We start from the raw sequence: 18348 nt of genomic DNA on the forward strand, positions 1-18348 counted from the left end.
TGCCGTAACCGCCGAGTTTGCGCAGTTTCGGGATCAGGTAGGTCTGCGCGGCGTTGTAGAACACCGGTTCCATGTCCTGCGGCAGGCTGTCGAGGGTTTCCTGTTGCATCAGTTGCGCCATCGAATCCGGACCGAAGTAGACCGGCATCAGCAGGTCTTTCGGTACCACGTCGGCCATCGGCGGGAAGCGTTTGTCGAGAGTACCGAGGGCCTTGTCCACGAGCTTGTCGTCGAGGGAAAACAGCAGCGTCGAACCATGGCGCGCCAGGCTGACTTTCATGAACGCCTTGCCGGTGATCGCGTCCGGGTTCTCGGCATCCTTGGCCTTGTAAGGGCCGAAGTTGGAGCTGACCTGACGCTGCCATTGGTGGGTTGGGCCTTCCTGCTTCTCGACCACCGGGAACGCGTGCTCTTCGACGTTGCCTTCGTAGGCGCCGACCATCGAGCCGAACAGATTGCCCAGGTCGCCGTCGAGTTTGGCGCTGTCGTCATCGTTCAGGCTGGCCACTAACAGCGGCGTGTACAACCGCGAATCAGCGTACCAGCAGAGGCCAGCGGCACCGGCCATGTGTTCGGTCAGAGCCTGGGCCACGGCCTCTTCGGCGCCAAGTTTTACCAGCAGCGGTTTTTGTTGTTCGGCGGCGAGCGGCAAGGCTACGCAGGCGCTGGCGCCCATCGGCATGGCTTGCCAGATCGGCTTGAAATCGAAGTCCGGCTGGTCGTCCAGTTCGTCCATGGCGAGGAAGCTGTGCCAGCCCTTGTCGTCCATGTCGAAGCGCAGCCCGGCGAAGTTCGGGATGAAACGCTGATACCCCATGGCCAGGACGCTGGAATTAACCGACAGGCGTTGTTTCACCTCAGGTGTGCGCGGTTGCAGGCCGAAGGCTTCGGGGAAGAGTTTGTCGCCGTTGAGCAACGCGGCGATGGCCTTGGTCGAAACGCTGCCCGGCTCTTCCGATGAGCCGCTTTGCGGATCGTAGAGTTTGGTCGGGTTGGACAGCACCACCAGTTTGTCGCCGTGGGAGGCGAACACCAGGGCTTTGCTGGCGTTGTAGTTGAGTTGATAAAGCGCCACATCGTCGGCGCCGACTTTCACGTCACCGAGCTTGGTTAGCTGCGAATCATCCAGCGCCACTTTGGCCAGCGGCTCCAGCACCTTGGCCAGTCCACCGCGATCCATCACCAACAGGAAGTCCTTGAGCCGACCATCCGCCCCACGCCACAGCGCCACGTCCGCCGGTTGATCAAACAACTGCTCGATCAGGCTGTCCTGCAACTTCAGGTCATGTTCGTAAATGATCCGCCGCAGACTGCCGATCAAACCGAGACGATCGGCATGCGCTTCGTAATAGAAGACGAAATCTTCGGTCAGGGTTTCCTTGAGGAACGGCACCGCCAGCAAGTCCTTGGGCAACTGGCTCAAGGAGTGGGTTTCGAGCAGACCGTCCGGCCGGCTCATGCCCAGTTTGTCGCTGGCCAACTCCGCCGGGGGCGCCTTGGGTTTGTGCATGAACCAGCCCAACCCGGCCGCGACGCCAGCCACCAGGATCAGCCCGACCAGCAGCGCCGGCCAGCGGCGAGGAGTTTTGGCTGCAGGCGTTTCGGCGGCCGGAGAAACAGTGTTATCGCTCATGTTCACAAAACCCGATGTCATCCGTGGAGCGGGATGCTTAATAGTTGAAAGTCTTGACCAGCAGCAGGTCACCGATGGCCCGCAGGGGCACGATGAAGGTCTCGCGTTTTTCGTCGACGGTGTTTTCGTTGAGCACCAGGTTGATCTGCGAGGTGATCACCTCGTTCTGGTTGCTGGTCTCATCGAAGTTATAGCCGCCACTGCCGAAGTTGCCCCAATAGTTCACGTAAACCAGATAGGTGCCATGCATCGGCGCGGTCATGGTGAACATTTCCGGGCCGGGGCCATCGACGCCGTCCGGGTCCAGACCGCCGCCGTTGCTCATCGCCGGGCGAGCCCAGAACGCGTGCTGGCCGTCGGGAGTAATGATGTGCAGGTCGAGCTCGGCCTTCGGGTCATCCCAGCCCAACACCACGCGAATCCGCGCCGGGGTGCGCAGATTATTGGCTTCATAGAATTGAACGCGTTTGAGCGATTTGCCTTCAGAGCTGCGTACTTCAACGCTGTTGGAGCCGGCGCCGAACGCATACGGCCGGGCGAAGCGCCCCTGGTCGTCGGTGTACAGATTCAGAGGATTGCCGTTGACGGCCAGGGTGTGCGGCCCTCGCTGAGTGCCGATGGCCTTGAGCTGGCCCTGAATCATGGTGCGATTGCGCTGCACACCGCGATCGATCGGTGGCGTGGGATAGGCGACTTGAGGATTTTCACTACGGTCCAGCAGGCCGGAATAACGCCAGCCACCCACCGGTTCCGACACCTCGGCCGAAGGCTCGGCCCAGGCCGCGGCCGCGCAGACGAGCCCCATCAGCAATAGAAGAAATGAACGCATGTGACGCCTCCTGCCATGCATAACGAAACCTTGCGCCCGATCCTCGGCGCGTTACAGATCCAAAAACTGCGTTTCGTCAGAAAGACCCATGACTGTTGGGTCGTAGAAGGCGCGAAGATTAGCCATTCGGCGGTTTTTTAACAATCGGATACATCTATATTTGCGGTGGGATTCACGGTGATTGCTGGGCGTGAGCCGAATAGCGAGGTTATTCGGCTCACCAAATGAGCCGAATAAACCGTTCCGTCAAACCGTTATGCGATTTGTAGCAGCTGGCGAAGCCTGCGTTCGGCTGCGTAGCAGTCGTCAATCCTGCGTGCACGGTATGCCTGATGTACCGCGAGTTCTGGTTTTACGACTGCTGCGCAGCCGGACGCAGGCTTCGCCAGCTGCTACATAGTGTGTTGCTGCTGAAACCAGTGGCCGAAACACCCTGCTCATTTGCCCATAACCCCCATGTCTGCTAGTGTCGCGCCGGTTTAACGTCAACCGGAAATAGCCGCCATGGCCCGTAAAAAAGCTGCACTGGATTTCGAACAATCTCTCGCTGACCTGCAAACGCTGGTGGAGCGTCTGGAGAACGGCGAATTGTCGCTGGAAGACTCGCTGACGGCTTTCGAGCAGGGCATCGGTCTGACCCGCGATTGCCAGGCGGCTCTGGCCCAGGCCGAGCAAAAGGTTCAAGTGCTGCTCGAGCGTGATGGCGAGCTGGCCGAGGAACCCTTCGAAGCGGATCAGCCAGAATGATTGCAGCGTATTCGGCGACCAGCCAAGCCCGCGTCAATGCTGCACTGGAAACCCTGTTCAACCCGCCGAGCGCTGAGCTCGCCCGCCTCTATGACGCCATGCGCTACAGCGTGATGAATGGCGGCAAGCGTGTGCGTCCGCTGCTGGCCTACGCCGCGTGCGAAGCACTGGGTGGCAAGGCTGAGCAGGCCAACGGCGCGGCCTGTGCGGTGGAGCTGATCCACGCTTACTCCCTGGTGCACGACGATTTGCCGGCGATGGACGACGACGATCTGCGTCGCGGCCAGCCGACCACTCACAAAAAATTTGATGAAGCTTGCGCGATTCTGGCCGGTGACGGTTTGCAGAGTCTGGCCTTCAGCGCCCTGCTCGACCCTCGCCTGAGCACCTCGGACGCTGAAATCCGCCTGCAAATGGTCAGCGCTCTCGCATTGGCCGCAGGCCCGGCCGGTATGGTCGGCGGTCAAGCCATTGACCTCGGTTCGGTCGGTCTGAAACTCGATCAAAAAGCCCTCGAATACATGCACCGGCACAAGACCGGCGCGCTGATCGAGGTCAGCGTCAAACTCGGCGCCCTGGCCAGTGGTCGCGCCGAGAAAGACGAACTCAAGTCCTTGCAGACTTATGCACAGGCCATCGGCCTGGCGTTCCAGGTGCAGGACGACATTCTCGACGTCGAAAGCGATACCGAAACCCTCGGCAAACGCCAAGGCGCCGACATCGCACGCGACAAGCCGACCTATCCGGCCCTGCTCGGCCTCGACGCCGCCAAGGCCTACGCCCTGGAACTGCGCGATCAAGCCCTGCATGCGCTGCGACCGTTTGACGCGGCGGCCGAGCCGTTGCGCGATCTTGCCCGTTATATCGTCGATCGGCGTAGCTGACGGCGTATCCGCCAAAAAATACCAACGCGTGGGCAGGGGGCGATGCATCAGGTAAACTGCCGCATCTTTTATACCTATAACGATTCGCCTGATGCCCACGACGTTTCATGAGATTCCCCGCAAGCGCCCGACCACGCCCCTGCTCGACCGTGCCAACACGCCGGACGGCCTGCGCCGGTTAGGCGAAGCCGAGCTGGAAACCCTGGCCGATGAGTTGCGCCTGGAATTGCTCTACACGGTCGGTCAGACCGGCGGGCATTTCGGTGCCGGCCTGGGCGTCATCGAGCTGACCATCGCGCTGCATTACGTGTTCGACACCCCGGACGACCGGCTGGTGTGGGACGTGGGTCATCAGGCCTATCCGCACAAAATCCTCACCGGCCGTCGCGAGCGCATGGGCACCCTGCGCCAGAAGGACGGCGTCGCAGCTTTCCCGCGTCGTTCCGAGAGCGAGTACGACACCTTTGGCGTCGGCCACTCCAGCACCTCGATCAGCGCAGCGCTGGGCATGGCCATTGCCGCCCGCCTGCAAAACAGTGATCGCAAGGCGATTGCCGTCATTGGCGACGGCGCATTGACTGCCGGCATGGCCTTCGAGGCGCTGAACCATGCGCCTGAAGTGAACGCCAACATGCTGGTGATCCTCAACGACAACGACATGTCGATCTCGCGCAACGTCGGCGGGCTGTCGAATTATCTGGCGAAGATCCTTTCCAGCCGCACTTACGCGAGCATGCGTGAAGGCAGCAAAAAGGTCCTGTCGCGCCTGCCCGGCGCCTGGGAAATCGCCCGTCGTACCGAAGAGTACGCAAAAGGCATGCTGGTGCCCGGCACGCTGTTCGAAGAGCTGGGCTGGAACTACATCGGCCCGATCGATGGCCACGACTTGCCGACCCTGATCGCCACTCTGCGCAACATGCGCGATCTGAAAGGCCCGCAGTTCCTGCACGTCGTCACCAAGAAAGGCAAAGGCTTCGCCCCGGCAGAAGTCGACCCGATCGGTTACCACGCGATCACCAAACTCGAACCGCTGGACGCTCCGGCCGCCGCGCCTAAGAAAGCTGGCGGACCGAAGTATTCCGGCGTGTTCGGTGAATGGCTGTGTGACATGGCCGCGTCCGATCCGCGTCTCGTCGGGATCACTCCGGCGATGAAAGAAGGCTCCGATCTGGTGGCCTTCAGCGAGCGTTTCCCGCTGCGCTATTTCGATGTGGCGATTGCCGAACAACACGCCGTGACCCTCGCCGCCGGCATGGCCTGCGAAGGCGCGAAACCGGTGGTGGCGATTTATTCGACGTTCCTGCAACGTGGCTACGATCAATTGATTCATGACGTCGCGGTGCAAAACCTCGACGTACTGTTCGCCATCGACCGCGCGGGTCTGGTGGGCGAAGACGGCCCGACTCACGCGGGCAGCTTCGACCTGTCGTTCCTGCGCTGCATCCCCGGCATGCTGGTGATGACCCCGAGCGACGAAAACGAACTGCGCAAAATGCTCACCACCGGCCACCTGTTTAACGGTCCGGCAGCAGTGCGTTACCCGCGCGGCACTGGCCCGAACGCGACGATCGAGAAAAACCTCGAGCCGATCGAAATCGGCAAGGGTGTGGTTCGTCGTCAGGGCAGCAACGTCGCCCTGCTGGTGTTCGGCGTGCAACTGGCCGAGGCGCTGAAAGTCGCCGAGAGGCTGGATGCCACCGTGGTCGACATGCGTTTCGTCAAACCGCTCGATGAAGCACTGGTTCGCGATATAGCCGGCAGCCACGAGCTGCTGGTGACCATCGAAGAGAACGCGATCATGGGCGGTGCCGGTGGCGCAGTCAGCGAATTTCTCGCTCGCGAAAACATCCTCAAGTCGATGCTGCACCTGGGCTTGCCGGACAGTTACGTCGAGCACGCCAAGCCTGCGCAAATGCTGGCCGAGTGCGGGCTGGATGAGGCCGGGATCGAAGCTTCGGTTCGTCAGCGGCTGCAACGGCTGAGCCTCTAAACTCGATCCCCATGTAGGAGCTGCCGAAGGCTGCGATCTTTTGATCTTGACCTTCGGCGGCTTCAAATCTGAAAAAAGCAAAATCAAAAGATCGCAGCCTTCGGCAGCTCCTACAGGGGGCATGCGTCGTGTCTGAATTCGCCCCCGGATCATCCATGAAACTCTCCCCCTTCGCCCTGACGCTGACCCTGCTGCCGGCCGGCCAACTGCTGGCTGACACCTTCGAACGCGACCAGGCCCTGAAGCTTCCCGACGTGCTGATCAGCGCCAACCGTCAGGTCGAAGCGCGCAATGACAGCAGCGCCGCCAACACCGTGTTCACCCGCGAAGACATTGACCGCCTGCAACCGGGCAGTGTCACTGACTTGCTGCGTCGTGTGCCGGGTGTGCAGATCGGGCAAACCGGTGGGCGCGGCAGTCTGCCGGGGATTTACATTCGCGGCACCAAGTCGGCGCAAAGCCTGGTGCTGGTCGACGGCCAGCGCATCGGCAACGCCACCTCGGGCGACAGCAACCTGCAACACATCAACATCGAACAGGTCGAGCGCGTGGAAGTGTTGCGCGGCTCACGCGCGGTGATTTATGGCAGCGATGCGATTGGCGGGGTGATCCAGATCTTCACTCGTCGCGGCAGCGAGCAAGGCCTGCAACCGCGAATGCACGTGGGCTTTGGCAGCAACCAGACTTGGGAACGCAGCCTCGGGCTGTCCGGCGGCGACGAGCAGACCCGATTCAACCTCGGCGCCAGCCTCGATGAGACCGCCGGAATCAATCGCACCCGCGAGTCCTATCCCAGCGACGGCGATCATGACGAATACCGCAACCAATCGGTGAGTTTGAGCCTGAGTCACGCCCTCACCGACGACATCGAAATCGGCGCCAACCTGCTGGATAACCGTGGCAAAAGTGAGTTCGACAATCCGTTCGGCCGCTTCGACATGGACACGTTCGAGTCAGTCCAGCAACAGCCCTACAGCGACTTCGCGGTGAGCAGCGTCAGCAGTTACGTCGATGCGCGTATCAATGACCTGTGGAAAACCCGCGTCGAGTTCGGCCACAGCGAAAACCGAGAGAAGACTTCAGACAAGCTCAGTGACGAACGCAGCGTGTTCAACACTTACCGAGATTCGGTGAACTGGCAGAACGACCTGACCCTCGACGAGCGCAACAGCCTGATCCTCGGCGGCGACTGGTACGAGGACCGGATCAACAGCAGCACGCCATTCGACGAGGACAGCCGCTGGAACCGTGCGGCGTTCATTCAGCATCATTACCAGGCAGAAAGCTTCTCCACCGAACTGGGCCTGCGCCGCGATCAGAACCAGCAGTTCGGCGGCCAGAACAGCTGGAGCGGCACCTTCACCCTGCCGCTGAATCCGGACAACGATGTGCTGCTGACCTACAGCGAAGGCTTCCGCGCGCCGACGTTCAATGATCTGTATTACCCCGACTTCAGTAATCCGGACCTGAAACCCGAGACCTCGAAAAGCTATGAGCTGCAATGGCGCAGTCAACTGACCGACACCGCTCGCCTGGAAGCTTCTCTGTACCGTACGGACCTGGAAGACGCGATTATTTTCGGTAGCAACTCACGGCCGCAGAACGTGGCCTCGGCACGGATCAACGGATTCGAAGCGGCTTTGAAACAGGAACTGTTCGGCTGGCAGAGCAACCTCGGCGTGGCGATCATCGACCCGCGGGACCGCGACAGCGGACACACCCTGGCTCGGCGCGCGCGGCGGACCTTGAGCCTGGATCTGGATCGACAGTTCGACCGGCTAGGGCTCGGCGCCAGCTGGCAGGCTGTGAGCAGCAGCTATGACGATGAGAACAATCAGCAGCCATTGGGCGGGTATGCGTTGCTGGGGTTACGCAGCAGTTGGGCGTTGAATCGTGAGATCAAGCTTGAGCTGAAGGTCGATAACTTGCTGGGCAAGGGTTACAGCCGCGCGCTGTACAGCCATGACGGCAGCCAGTATGGGTATCGCGAGGAAGGTCGGGCATGGATGTTTGGGGTGACGTGGACGCCGGAGCTCTGAGCGGTTAGCGGTCAGGCGCAATCAACTGGCACAATTTGGCCGTCGCTTCGATCATCTGCCCGCTCGGCCGTTCCAGCCCTTTATCTGTCACCAACAGCAAGTGCCCCTGCGCCACTGCCGCCACTTGCGGCCAGGCTTTCCACGCATCGAGCTGCGCCTGATCGCTGGCCAGAATCACGTCTGGATTACGCTGTAATACCGCCTCAATACTGACCTGGGGCGCCGGCAGGGTCAGGTCGGCAAACACATTGCGCGCCCCGCACACTTCAAGCGCATCGCTGATAATCTGCCCACCGCCAACGGTGTACAGCGGCCGATCCCAGACCTGATAAAACACCCGCAACGGCACATCCCGACGATACCGCTGGCGCAACGAATCCAGCCGCTGACGCAAATTTACAGCCAATGAAGCGCCACGCTCCGAACGGCCGAGCTGTGAGGCAATCGCCTCAATCTGCGAAGTGAGTTGTTCGAGGTTGTGGGGTTCGGCAACGTAGGTCGGGATGTTCAACCGCTTTAGCTGTTCACGCTGAGCCGGGCCGACGCTGCCGGGCCAGAGCAACAGCAGATCGGGCTTGAGACTGAGCAACTGTTCCATGTCCAGTTGGCCGTACCGGCCAACGGAAGGAAGGTCTTTGAGTTCGGCAGGACGCTCTCCGGCATCCAGCACGCCCACCAACAGGTCGGCTGAATCCAGCTCAACAACGATTTCAGAGAGGGACGGCGCGAGGCTGACAACGCGTTCGACCGCAGCCGCCGAGCCACTGACAGCCAGCAGCAAAACCGCCAGCCAGACGGGTCGCATCAGCCGAGTTGACGCGGAATACGGTAGAGGTAAAACAGCACCAGGGTCGACAGCGACAGCAGCATCAACGGCACGGCTTCGAGGCCGACGAATACTGCCAACGCGCCGATCCAGGCCGGCAGGCCGGCAGCCAGGAACGCCGTGCGACGCTTGGCCGCCAAGGCGATCCAGGCAGCAGGTTCTTCAGGGGTATCGAGGGCTTTTTGAGTGGCGATCAACGCGTGTTTGTAGCCGCCAAAGAATTTCAGGCTGACAAACATCGAAGCCACACCCGCGATGAACAACGGCATCGCCAGCACCGGCAGGATCGCCTCGCTCTGGCCAAATACGCCGTTGATCACGAACAGCGGCACCAAGGCCAGCGCCAGGTATTGCCACCAATTGACGGACAGTCGCCGCCGAACCTGACCGCGGGTCACGCCCGGTCTGCCTCACCCTGATGCTCGTTGCCCATCATGTGGTCGAGCTTGCTGGCCTTGGTGGCCAGGTAGAGTTTGTTGTGCGGATTGTGGCCGGTGTGCAGCGGCACGCGCTCGGCGACCACGATGCCCATGTCGGTCAAGGCTTTGACCTTGCGTGGGTTATTGGTCATCAAACGCAGGGATTTCACGCCCAAGTGCTCCAGCATCGGCAGGCACATGGCGTAGTCACGCTGGTCGGCGGCAAAGCCCAGACGCTCGTTGGCTTCAACAGTATCGGCGCCGCCATCCTGCAATTCATAGGCGCGGATCTTGTTCAGCAGGCCAATGCCACGGCCCTCTTGACGCAAGTACAGCAACACGCCCCGGCCTTCACGGGCGATGGCCTGCAAGGCGGCCTCGAGTTGCGAACCGCAGTCGCAACGCTGGCTGAACAAGGCATCGCCGGTCAGGCATTCGGAGTGCAACCGGCCGAGTACCGGGGCACCGTCGACGAACTCACCCAGGCTCAGCACAACGTGCTCGCGCCCGTTTTCTTCATCGAGAAAGCCGTGCATGGTGAATTGCGCAAAAGGCGTTGGCAGCTTGGAAGCGGCGACAAAAACGACAGGCACCGGTGTGCTCCTGATCAATAAGTACTGGAGATTCGCAGAGGCGGCATTGTAACAGCACGTTCCGACAGACGCTTAGGCTGAATTATGGGGCATAACGATCAAAAAGTTAGATCTCAGGTCCCCTGCGATCAATGTAGGAGCTGCCGAAGGCTGCGATCTTTTGATCTTGATGTGCGGTGCCTTTGAAGGCACAAAGATCAAAAGATCGCAGCCTTCGGCAGCTCCTACATTGACCGTGTTCAGTTCGGGTCGAACGGATAGGGTTGTTTCCAGCGCTCGAAGATCGGTTTCAGCTGACCGTTTTTCACCAGTTGCTCCATGCGCTGATCGAACAGCGCCATCAGTGTCCGGGCCTTGGGGGTCTTGGCAAAGCACAGATACAGCGGCAATTCCGCGATGTGGGTGCGACGGAACTGCGACGGATCCTTGGCCCACCTGAGGACATAGTCGACCTCGGTCAGTGCGTCGATGTAAAAGTCGGCGCGGTTGCGGGTCAACATCGACAAAATCCCGGTACGCCGCATGACTTCGTTATAGCGGCGCACGTTGGGCAGGTAATCCTGGTAGTCGTAGCCGCGGACCCAGGCCAGTCGATAGTTGCCCAGGGTTTCCGGGGTCGGCGCGGGGTTGCTGGCCAGCCCTAGGGCATAGATGTGATCGGTATCGAAGTTCCAGCGCGGATAGAGCAGATCGCTGGACTCATCAAGATAGGAGCCGACACAGGCATCCACTTCGCCGCGCTGGGCCAGGCCCATGGAACGCACGTAGGGTTCGCTGCGGATGTCCAGCTTGACCCCCGCTGGCTCGAAGACTTCCCGCAATACATCCCAGCCCAGACCGTGGCCATCGGCGGCGGTGTAGTCTTCCCAGTCTTCGCTGGCCAGATGAATCACTGACGGCGTCGTCACTGCATCGCCCGCCTGAACGAGCGAGCTGAACACCGCAAAGACCATCGCCATCAACCAGCGTCGAGCCATCCCTAGTCCCCTGTTTCGCCACTCAGGCGAAAAACCAAACCAATCCCTGCATCCCCAGCCACGCAAACACTCCGGCCAATACGTCATCGAGCATGATCCCGACGCCGCCGTGCACATGCCGGTCGATCCAGCGAATCGGCCACGGTTTGAGGATGTCGAAGAAGCGGAACATCAAAAACCCCGCCAGCAACCAGTACCAACCTTCCGGCACCAACCACAGGGTGATCCACATCCCGACCATTTCATCCCAGACGATGCCTTCATGGTCGTGCACCCGCAAATCGTCGGCGACCTTGCCGCACAGCCAGAAGCCAAACAGCATGGTGATGCCGAGCATCAGCCAGTAGCCCCAGTCGGGCAGCATCTGCCACAACGGGATAAAGGGTAGCGCAACTAACGAACCCCAAGTGCCCGGTGCTTTTGGCAAGGTGCCCGAGCCGAAGCCGAACGCCAGGAAATGCCACGGATTGCGCCAGACCGAGGGCGGTACGAATTCCGCCGGGACCTGTTTGGGATGATCTGTCACGGTGTCTCCCGAAAATGTTGATAACCCCGGGTTTGCGGGGTGATGTCTTGACCGTCGGCGTCCAGCAGCATCACGCCCTGCCCCGCCACAACACGCCCGACCACATGGATCGGCCAGCCGTCGCTCAACAATTGCGGCAACTCGACGGACGGCAAGGTAAAGGCCAGCACATAATCATCACCGCCGCTCAGGGCCGCGACTTCTGCACCCGATTGTCCGAGGAAGGCCACTAAAGCGTTCGACAATTGCAGCGTGTCCCGTTCAACCTGAATACCGACTTTCGACGCGAGCGCGATGTGCCCGCAGTCCGCGAGCAGTCCGTCGGAGATGTCCAGCGCCGAGGTGGCTTTACCGCGCAGCGCCTGGCCCAACGCGAGTTGCGGCTGCGGCGACCAGTAATGTGCCAGCAGCGGATCGGCGATGGCGGCTTCAGCCTCCCGCTGGCCGAGCACCAGCGGCAATGCTCCCGCCGCGTTACCAAGCTCACCGCCAACGCACAGCAAGTCGCCAGGCTGCGCACCACTGCGGGTCAACGCCTGACCGGCCGGCACACGACCGAACACGGTCATCGTCAGGCTCAATGGCCCACGGGTGGTATCACCGCCCACCAGCGCCACGCCACAGCTTTGCGCCATGAGGTTCAAACCACGGGCGTAGGCATCCAGCCAATCGGCGGTCACCGTCGGCAAAGTCAGGGCAAGGGTAAAGGCAACCGGAGTGGCGCCCATGGCAGCCAGATCGCTGACGGCCACGGCCAGCGAGCGCTGACCGAGCAGAAACGGGTCGCAAGGATCTGCGAAATGCACACCGGCAACCAATGTGTCGGTGGAAATTGCCAACTGCTCCCCAGGGGGAACAGCCAGCAAGGCGCAGTCATCGCCGATCCCAAGGGCAACGCCTTCGCCGCCCTGCGCACAAGGCGCGGCGGCGAAGAAATTGCGGATCAGCTCAAACTCGCCCATGGCATCTCCAAGCGCGGATTAGCGCTTGAACGCCTTCACTTCAGCTTCACGCAGACGCGGGGCCAGCTTGTCGAGTACACCGTTGACGAACTTGTGGCCGTCGGTGGAACCGAAGACTTTCGCCAGCTCGATACCTTCGTTGATCACAACGCGGTACGGCACGTCGACGCGCTTGAGCAGTTCCCAGGTCGACAGGCGCAGAACGGCCAGTTCAACCGGGTCCAGCTCTTCGATCGTGATGTCCAGGCACGGCGTCAGTGCAGCGTCGATCTCAGGCTTGTGAGCCGGAACGCCGTGCAGGATGTCGTGAAAGTAAGCGGCATCGACATCGCTGAAATCGTTATCGACCCGGAACTGCGCTTCGATCTCGTTCAAAGATTGCTTGGCCATGTGCCACTGGTACAGCGCCTGAGTCGCGAGCTGACGGGCTTCGCGACGCTTGACGCTTTTCGATGGCTTGCCGGCATCCGCAGGCTTTGGATCGCGCGGGTTGAAACGATCGCTTTCGTCGCTAATCACTTGGCCTCCAACTGCGCCAGCAGGCTGACCATTTCCAGAGCGGACAGGGCAGCTTCAGCACCTTTGTTACCGGCCTTGGTGCCGGAACGTTCGATGGCTTGCTCGATGGAATCAACGGTCAGCACACCAAATGCGACTGGAACGCCGAACTCCATGGACACCTGGGCCAGGCCCTTGGTGCATTCGCCAGCCACGTATTCGAAGTGCGGAGTACCGCCACGAATGACCGCGCCCAGGGCGATGATTGCCGCGTATTCGCCCTTCTGAGCGACTTTCTGCGCAACCAGCGGGATTTCGAAGGCGCCAGGTGCGCGGATGATGGTGATGTCGCTTTCGCTCACGCCGTGGCGAACCAGGGCATCAACTGCACCGCTGACCAGGCTTTCAACGACGAAGCTGTTGAAACGGCCTACTACCAAAGCGTAGCGGCCTTTAGGGGCGATGAAGGTACCTTCGATGGTCTTCAGGGTCATTCGTTAGATCTCTTAAAGAGCCGGGACGCGTTTTCTACGCGTCCCTCAGTGATGTGTTAACCGCGAATCAAGGACTGGAAACAACCGGTCATTATTCGGAGGGCACGTATTCTACAACTTCCAGATCGAAACCGGATATCGCATTAAATTTCATTGGCGCACTCATCAGGCGCATTTTGCGTACGCCCAGGTCCCGAAGGATCTGCGAACCGGCACCAACGATGCTGTAGGTGGTCGGTTTTTTCGCCGGAACGTGCTCCGCGGTTTCGCGGATATGCGCCAGCAACACGTCGCCATCGAGCGGGTGGCCGAGCAACAGCACCACGCCACTGCCAGCCTCGGCAACCGCAGCCATCGCGGCGCGCAGGCTCCAGCGGCCAGGCTGTTTGACCATCAACAGGTCGCGCAGCGGGTCCATGTTGTGCACCCGAACCAGGGTCGGTTCTTCGGCGCACACGGTGCCCAGGGTCAGGGCCATGTGCACGTCGCCTTCCACGGAATCACGATAGGTCACCAGGTTGAATTGGCCCAGTTCGCTGTCCAGTGGCTGCTCGGCAATCCGCTGAACGGTACGCTCGTGGATCATCCGGTAGTGAATCAGGTCGGCGATGGTGCCGATCTTGATGTTGTGTTCGGCAGCAAACGCTTCCAGTTCCGCGCGGCGGGACATGGTGCCGTCGTCGTTCATCACTTCGCAGATCACGCCGCTTGGCTCGAAACCGGCCATGCGCGCCAGGTCGCACGCCGCTTCGGTGTGGCCGGCGCGAGCGAGGGTGCCGCCGGCCTGGGCCATCAGCGGGAAGATGTGGCCGGGGCTGACGATGTCTTCAGCCTTGGCGTCCTTCGCGGCAGCCGCTTGCACGGTACGCGCACGGTCGGCGGCGGAAATGCCGGTGGTCACGCCGGTGGCTGCTTCGATGGACACGGTGAACTTGGTGCCGAAGCCGGAACCGTTGCGCGGCGCCATCAGAGGCAGCTTCAGCAGTTCGCAACGCTCACGGCTCATCGGCATGCAGATCAGGCCACGGGCGTGCTTGGCCATGAAGTTGATGTGTTCAGGCTGGCAGCACTCGGCGGCCATGATCAGGTCGCCTTCATTCTCGCGGTCTTCGTCATCCATGAGGATGACCATCTTGCCTTGGCGGATGTCTTCAACCAGTTCTTCGATGCTATTGAGCGCCACAAGGCACCCCCCTTCTTTCAAAATTGAGTTTCAGGAATTGAGGTAGCCGTTCTCGGCCAGAAAGCTTTCAGTGATGTTACTGGACGTTGGCTCTGCGGCTTTATCGCCTAACAGCAGGCGCTCCAGATAACGGGCAAGCAAGTCGACTTCGAGGTTCACCCGGCGACCTGGCTGGTAAGACGCCATGATGGTTTCGCTCAGGGTGTGCGGAATGATCGTCAGCAAGAACTCGGCGCCATCGACCGCGTTCACGGTCAGGCTGGTGCCGTCGACGGTGATCGAGCCTTTATGGGCGATGTACTTGGCCAGCTCTTTGGGAGCGCGGATGCGGAACTCCACAGCGCGAGCATTCTCGGTACGGGCAACCACTTCACCCACGCCATCGACATGGCCGCTGACCAGATGCCCGCCGAGGCGAGTGGTCGGGGTCAGGGCTTTTTCCAGGTTCACCGGGCTGCCGCTTTTCAGATCATTCATGGCGGTGCAGTCGAGGGTTTCGCGACTGACGTCCGCCGCAAAGCCGTTGCCTGGCAACTCAACTGCGGTCAGGCACACGCCGTTGACTGCGATGCTGTCACCCAGTTTGACGTCGCTCAGGTCGAGCTTGCCGGTTTCTACGTGTACCCGCACATCTCCGCCTTTTGGGGTCAATGCACGAATACTGCCGATGGATTCGATGATGCCGGTAAACATGGAGTCCTCCTCGAGAACAGGGCCGTCGCGTGGCGCAGGCCCGGAATTATACGCTCGCCGCTGGCGAAGGAATGGCGATGACTCGCCAGTCATCGCCAACCGCGCGAATTTCGGTGATTTTGAGTTCAGGCGCATCCTTCATTTGCGCGAGCGGCCAATCCAGCAACGGGCGCGCAGATGAACCTAAAAACTTGCCTGCGATGAAAATCTGGAATTCGTCCACCAGCCCTTGCTGAGCAAAAGCCCCGGCCAGACGCGGCCCTGCTTCGACCAACACTTCGTTGACCCCGCGATTGGCCAGTTCAATCAGCAGTTTGCGCAGGTCGACCAAGCCATCCTCGCCCGCCACGATCAGGCATTCCGGACCGTTGGCGTATTGCTCCTCGATCGCCATGCACGTGGCGACCAATGCGGGCCCGGCCTTGAAGAACGGCGCGTCCAGCGGCACGCGCAGGCGGCCGTCAATCAGCACGCGAAGCGGCGGACGGCTCATGGCCAGGGCCGTTTGCTCAGGATCCAGGCCCAACTCATCGGCACGCACGGTGAGACGGGCGTTGTCTGCCAGCACCGTGTCGGCACCGGTCAGCACCACGCTGGCCTGGGCCCGCAAGCGTTGTACCGCCGAACGCGCCGCTGTACCTGTGATCCATTGGCTTTCGCCGCTTTCCATCGCTGTCCGGCCGTCGAGGCTCATGGCCAACTTGACCCGCACGAACGGCAAGCCGTGCTCCATGCGCTTGAGGAAACCTTCATTGAGCTTGCGCGCTTCGCCTTCCAGCACGCCGCTTTCGGTAGCTATGCCGGCCTGGGTCAGGCGCTGCATGCCACGACCGGCAACCGACGGATTCGGGTCTTGCATCGCCGCGACGACCCGAGCCACACCCGCATGTACCAGCGCATCGGCACAAGGCGGCGTACGTCCGTGGTGGCTGCAAGGTTCGAGGGTCACGTAAGCGGTGGCGCCTCGAGCCTTGTCGCCGGCGGCGCGCAGGGCGTGGACTTCGGCGTGGGGTTCGCCGGTGCGCACGTGCCAGCCTTCGCCGACAATCTGCCCGTCCCGCACGATCACGCAGCCAACCCGAGGGTTGGGGTGGGTCGTGTAATGACCTTTGCGCGCCAGTTCCAGCGCGCGGGCCATGTAATGGGCGTCGAGGATGGCTTGTTCGGAAGAGGTGGTCATTCTTTCACCGGCTCACGGGCCAGGCGATCGATCTCTTCGCGGAACTCGTTGAGGTCCTGGAAGCGCCGATACACGGAGGCGAAACGAATGTAGGCGACTTCGTCGAGTTTTTGCAGCTCGGCCATCACCAGTTCACCGACGACAAGGGATTTGACCTCTCGCTCACCGGTGGCGCGCAGTTTGTGTTTGATGTGCACCAACGACGATTCCAGGCGCTCGACACTCACCGGGCGCTTCTCCAGCGCACGCTGCATACCGGCGCGGAGTTTTTCTTCGTCGAACGGCTGGCGGCTGCCGTCGGTTTTGATCAGGCGCGGCAACACCAGTTCGGCCGTCTCGAACGTCGTGAAACGCTCGCCGCAGGCCAGGCATTCACGCCGGCGGCGTACCTGTTCGCCCTCGGCGACCAGACGCGAGTCGATGACCTTGGTGTCGTTGGCACCGCAGAAGGGACAGTGCATGGTGGCAGGCAACAAAAAAAGGGAGGGCCATGGTAGCGCATCCCCGTGGCAAGACAAGCCATAGGGTTTGCGGTATACAGACGGGCTATAAAGCTAGATCCATGGATTTCACCTTGCTGGAGCCGAAAATGTCCCTAAGACCGCTCGTTTTGCTCAGTCTTTTCAGCCTGCTGGTGGCCTGCAGCAGCGATGCGCCCAAGCCCCAGCCGCCGACGCCAGGCCCCGCACCACAACAGGCGCAGAAGAAAGCCAAGGAATCGGCCAACCTCGGCCCGCTGCCCGCGTATCAGCGTGAATTGAGCGGCACCCTGCAAGGCGTGCCGGCCGGTGCCGAAGTCGAACTGGCGCTGCTGGTGATCGATGACAAGGACCGTCCGCAACAATTGCTGGCCAGTTCCAGCCTGATCGGCACCAATCAGGTTCTGCCGTTTCACCTGCGCTTCAACCCGGAATCCTTTCCGGTCGGCGCCCGCGTTGAACTGCGTGGCCGCGCCAGCCAGTCCGGCCAGCTGATTTTGCACCTGCCGTCGCAAGTCATCAGCCAGCCAACGACGCAAGTACTGGGTCAGCTGCAATTTGTCAAAGCGCCATGATTGCACCGTTCGACCTGCAACAGGCGTTAGGGGAACTGCTCGGTGATGCGCAGCTGGTTGCCTGTGAATTACCCGATACCGACCTGAAGCTTTGGCTGATCGACGGCGACAACATGGACCGCGCGTTCAGCCCGGAAGAAACCCGGCGAATTCTCCATGAGCCGCCTTATTGGAGTTTTTGCTGGGCCAGTGGGCTGGCGGTCGCCCGTTATCTCGCCGAGTTCCCTGAGTGGGTCAAAGGCAAACGGGTGCTGGATTTCGGCGCTGGTTCCGGGGTGGCGGGGATCGCGGCAGTCAAGGCCGGAGCACTGGAAGTGGTGGCTTGTGACCTGGACCCGCTGGCGATTGCCGCGTGTCGGGCGAATGCCGAACTCAATTGTGTACACCTCAACTACTCGACGGATTTTTTCGCCGAAGCGGATCGGTTTGATCTGATTCTGGTGGCCGACGTGCTGTACGACCGGGCGAATCTGCCGTTGCTCGATGAATTCCTGAGTCGCGGCCAGGAAGCCCTGGTGGCCGATTCACGCGTGAGGGATTTTCGCCACCCGTTGTATCAACGCATCGAGATGCTGGAAGCGATGACCTTGCCGGATCTGGCCGAGCCCGAAGAGTTTCGGCATGTGAGCCTCTACCATGCGCGGCGCGGCTAAAAGCATCGCGAGCAAGCTCGCTCCCACAGGGGGTCTCGGTCGAACACAAAATTTGTTATCTACACAAAACCAGTGTGGGAGAGAGCTTGCTCGCGATAGCGTCCTGTCAGGCAACAAACCTCTCAATGGCTTCCCCGCTTCCGGCCGCCCCCCGCCAAGTCGTATAGT

At 61.1% G+C, this 18348-nt stretch carries 20 protein-coding genes; 6 read left to right on the plus strand and 14 right to left on the minus strand.

The features are described 5' to 3' along the window. Together WLY71_RS23030 and WLY71_RS23035 are read right to left on the minus strand one after the other, a co-directional pair. The coding region (locus tag WLY71_RS23030) for a DUF2138 domain-containing protein (RefSeq protein WP_347805381.1) at window positions 1–1633 on the minus strand (1633 nt) is incomplete at its 3' end. A 37-nt stretch (window positions 1634–1670) separates the two neighbouring features. Then, on the minus strand, window positions 1671–2462 hold the full coding sequence (locus WLY71_RS23035) for a YfaP family protein (protein ID WP_347805382.1): 792 nt from the start codon (window positions 2460–2462) through the stop codon (window positions 1671–1673). A gap of 504 nt (window positions 2463–2966) precedes the next feature. On the opposite strand from WLY71_RS23035, the gene WLY71_RS23040 reads away from it, so the two are divergent. The 4 genes from WLY71_RS23040 (at window position 2967) to WLY71_RS23055 (ending at window position 8122) form a co-directional block, all read left to right on the plus strand. Continuing rightward, complete coding sequence (locus WLY71_RS23040) at window positions 2967–3209, plus strand: exodeoxyribonuclease VII small subunit (protein WP_056743654.1); 243 nt, start codon at window positions 2967–2969, stop codon at window positions 3207–3209. Continuing rightward, entirely contained in the window at window positions 3206–4093 is an 888-nt protein-coding gene (gene ispA, locus WLY71_RS23045) for a (2E,6E)-farnesyl diphosphate synthase (RefSeq protein WP_347805383.1), read from the plus strand. Before WLY71_RS23040 ends, ispA begins: the two co-directional genes overlap by 4 nt. A gap of 91 nt (window positions 4094–4184) precedes the next feature. After that, window positions 4185–6083: a 1-deoxy-D-xylulose-5-phosphate synthase gene (gene dxs / locus WLY71_RS23050; protein ID WP_347805384.1), complete on the plus strand. Its 1899-nt coding sequence runs from the start codon at window positions 4185–4187 to the stop codon at window positions 6081–6083. A gap of 155 nt (window positions 6084–6238) precedes the next feature. Then, window positions 6239–8122 (plus strand): TonB-dependent receptor domain-containing protein, encoded by a 1884-nt coding sequence (locus WLY71_RS23055; RefSeq protein WP_347805385.1) that lies wholly within the window; start codon window positions 6239–6241, stop codon window positions 8120–8122. A 4-nt stretch (window positions 8123–8126) separates the two neighbouring features. Here WLY71_RS23055 and WLY71_RS23060 read toward each other — a convergent pair whose 3' ends face one another. From WLY71_RS23060 to nrdR, 12 genes are all read right to left on the minus strand, one after another. Further along, a complete protein-coding gene (locus tag WLY71_RS23060; RefSeq protein WP_347805386.1) occupies window positions 8127–8927 on the minus strand; it encodes a cobalamin-binding protein in 801 nt (266 codons plus the stop codon). Then, entirely contained in the window at window positions 8927–9346 is a 420-nt protein-coding gene (locus WLY71_RS23065) for an MFS transporter (protein ID WP_095131408.1), read from the minus strand. The genes WLY71_RS23060 and WLY71_RS23065 overlap by 1 nt, the downstream gene beginning before the upstream one ends. Further along, a complete protein-coding gene (ribA, locus tag WLY71_RS23070; RefSeq protein ID WP_033059420.1) occupies window positions 9343–9960 on the minus strand; it encodes a GTP cyclohydrolase II in 618 nt (205 codons plus the stop codon). Before ribA ends, WLY71_RS23065 begins: the two co-directional genes overlap by 4 nt. Window positions 9961–10199: 239 nt before the next feature. Continuing rightward, window positions 10200–10937, minus strand: a complete 738-nt coding sequence (locus WLY71_RS23075; protein WP_347805387.1) for a substrate-binding periplasmic protein — start codon at window positions 10935–10937, stop codon at window positions 10200–10202. Window positions 10938–10959: 22 nt separating this feature from the next. Then, window positions 10960–11463 (minus strand): phosphatidylglycerophosphatase A family protein, encoded by a 504-nt coding sequence (locus WLY71_RS23080; RefSeq protein WP_008153532.1) that lies wholly within the window; start codon window positions 11461–11463, stop codon window positions 10960–10962. Then, a complete protein-coding gene (gene thiL, locus WLY71_RS23085) occupies window positions 11460–12425 on the minus strand; it encodes a thiamine-phosphate kinase (RefSeq protein WP_347805388.1) in 966 nt (321 codons plus the stop codon). The genes WLY71_RS23080 and thiL overlap by 4 nt, the downstream gene beginning before the upstream one ends. An 18-nt stretch (window positions 12426–12443) precedes the next feature. Further along, complete coding sequence (gene nusB / locus WLY71_RS23090; protein ID WP_008153530.1) at window positions 12444–12944, minus strand: transcription antitermination factor NusB; 501 nt, start codon at window positions 12942–12944, stop codon at window positions 12444–12446. Further along, the gene (gene ribH, locus WLY71_RS23095) at window positions 12941–13417 is read right to left on the minus strand and encodes a 6,7-dimethyl-8-ribityllumazine synthase (protein WP_003185938.1); all 477 of its coding nucleotides are present in this window, start codon (window positions 13415–13417) and stop codon (window positions 12941–12943) included. The genes nusB and ribH overlap by 4 nt, the downstream gene beginning before the upstream one ends. A gap of 91 nt (window positions 13418–13508) precedes the next feature. After that, window positions 13509–14600 (minus strand): bifunctional 3,4-dihydroxy-2-butanone-4-phosphate synthase/GTP cyclohydrolase II, encoded by a 1092-nt coding sequence (gene ribBA / locus WLY71_RS23100; RefSeq protein ID WP_033059428.1) that lies wholly within the window; start codon window positions 14598–14600, stop codon window positions 13509–13511. A gap of 30 nt (window positions 14601–14630) precedes the next feature. After that, the gene (locus tag WLY71_RS23105) at window positions 14631–15293 is read right to left on the minus strand and encodes a riboflavin synthase (RefSeq protein WP_347805389.1); all 663 of its coding nucleotides are present in this window, start codon (window positions 15291–15293) and stop codon (window positions 14631–14633) included. A 46-nt stretch (window positions 15294–15339) separates the two neighbouring features. Next, window positions 15340–16473 carry a bifunctional diaminohydroxyphosphoribosylaminopyrimidine deaminase/5-amino-6-(5-phosphoribosylamino)uracil reductase RibD gene (gene ribD / locus WLY71_RS23110; protein WP_347805390.1) on the minus strand — a complete coding sequence of 378 codons (1134 nt, stop codon included), beginning with the start codon at window positions 16471–16473 and terminating at the stop codon, window positions 15340–15342. Continuing rightward, window positions 16470–16934, minus strand: coding sequence for a transcriptional regulator NrdR (gene nrdR, locus WLY71_RS23115; RefSeq protein ID WP_003228656.1), 465 nt, complete (start codon window positions 16932–16934; stop codon window positions 16470–16472). Before nrdR ends, ribD begins: the two co-directional genes overlap by 4 nt. Before the next feature lie 128 nt (window positions 16935–17062). On the opposite strand from nrdR, the gene WLY71_RS23120 reads away from it, so the two are divergent. Continuing rightward, complete coding sequence (locus tag WLY71_RS23120) at window positions 17063–17527, plus strand: YbaY family lipoprotein (RefSeq protein WP_347805391.1); 465 nt, start codon at window positions 17063–17065, stop codon at window positions 17525–17527. Beyond that, on the plus strand, window positions 17524–18180 hold the full coding sequence (locus WLY71_RS23125; protein ID WP_347805392.1) for a class I SAM-dependent methyltransferase: 657 nt from the start codon (window positions 17524–17526) through the stop codon (window positions 18178–18180). The genes WLY71_RS23120 and WLY71_RS23125 overlap by 4 nt, the downstream gene beginning before the upstream one ends. Window positions 18181–18348 lie beyond the last annotated feature (168 nt).

This window comes from Pseudomonas rossensis (assembly GCF_039888995.1).
Taxonomy (GTDB): domain Bacteria; phylum Pseudomonadota; class Gammaproteobacteria; order Pseudomonadales; family Pseudomonadaceae; genus Aquipseudomonas; species Aquipseudomonas rossensis.

What these genes read in the sequence shown, in the direction of transcription:
- dxs (WP_347805384.1), top strand. Translation starts at nt 4,185, where the DNA reads ATGCCCACGACGTTTCATGAGATTCCCCGCAAGCGCCCGACCACGCCC.
- WLY71_RS23105 (WP_347805389.1), bottom strand. Translation starts at nt 15,293, where the DNA reads ATGTTTACCGGCATCATCGAATCCATCGGCAGTATTCGTGCATTGACC.
- ispA (WP_347805383.1), top strand. Translation starts at nt 3,206, where the DNA reads ATGATTGCAGCGTATTCGGCGACCAGCCAAGCCCGCGTCAATGCTGCA.
- WLY71_RS23060 (WP_347805386.1), bottom strand. Translation starts at nt 8,927, where the DNA reads ATGCGACCCGTCTGGCTGGCGGTTTTGCTGCTGGCTGTCAGTGGCTCG.
- WLY71_RS23125 (WP_347805392.1), top strand. Translation starts at nt 17,524, where the DNA reads ATGATTGCACCGTTCGACCTGCAACAGGCGTTAGGGGAACTGCTCGGT.
- nrdR (WP_003228656.1), bottom strand. Translation starts at nt 16,934, where the DNA reads ATGCACTGTCCCTTCTGCGGTGCCAACGACACCAAGGTCATCGACTCG.
- WLY71_RS23035 (WP_347805382.1), bottom strand. Translation starts at nt 2,462, where the DNA reads ATGCGTTCATTTCTTCTATTGCTGATGGGGCTCGTCTGCGCGGCCGCG.
- WLY71_RS23040 (WP_056743654.1), top strand. Translation starts at nt 2,967, where the DNA reads ATGGCCCGTAAAAAAGCTGCACTGGATTTCGAACAATCTCTCGCTGAC.
- WLY71_RS23055 (WP_347805385.1), top strand. Translation starts at nt 6,239, where the DNA reads ATGAAACTCTCCCCCTTCGCCCTGACGCTGACCCTGCTGCCGGCCGGC.
- WLY71_RS23075 (WP_347805387.1), bottom strand. Translation starts at nt 10,937, where the DNA reads ATGGCTCGACGCTGGTTGATGGCGATGGTCTTTGCGGTGTTCAGCTCG.
- thiL (WP_347805388.1), bottom strand. Translation starts at nt 12,425, where the DNA reads ATGGGCGAGTTTGAGCTGATCCGCAATTTCTTCGCCGCCGCGCCTTGT.
- ribH (WP_003185938.1), bottom strand. Translation starts at nt 13,417, where the DNA reads ATGACCCTGAAGACCATCGAAGGTACCTTCATCGCCCCTAAAGGCCGC.
- WLY71_RS23120 (WP_347805391.1), top strand. Translation starts at nt 17,063, where the DNA reads ATGTCCCTAAGACCGCTCGTTTTGCTCAGTCTTTTCAGCCTGCTGGTG.
- ribD (WP_347805390.1), bottom strand. Translation starts at nt 16,473, where the DNA reads ATGACCACCTCTTCCGAACAAGCCATCCTCGACGCCCATTACATGGCC.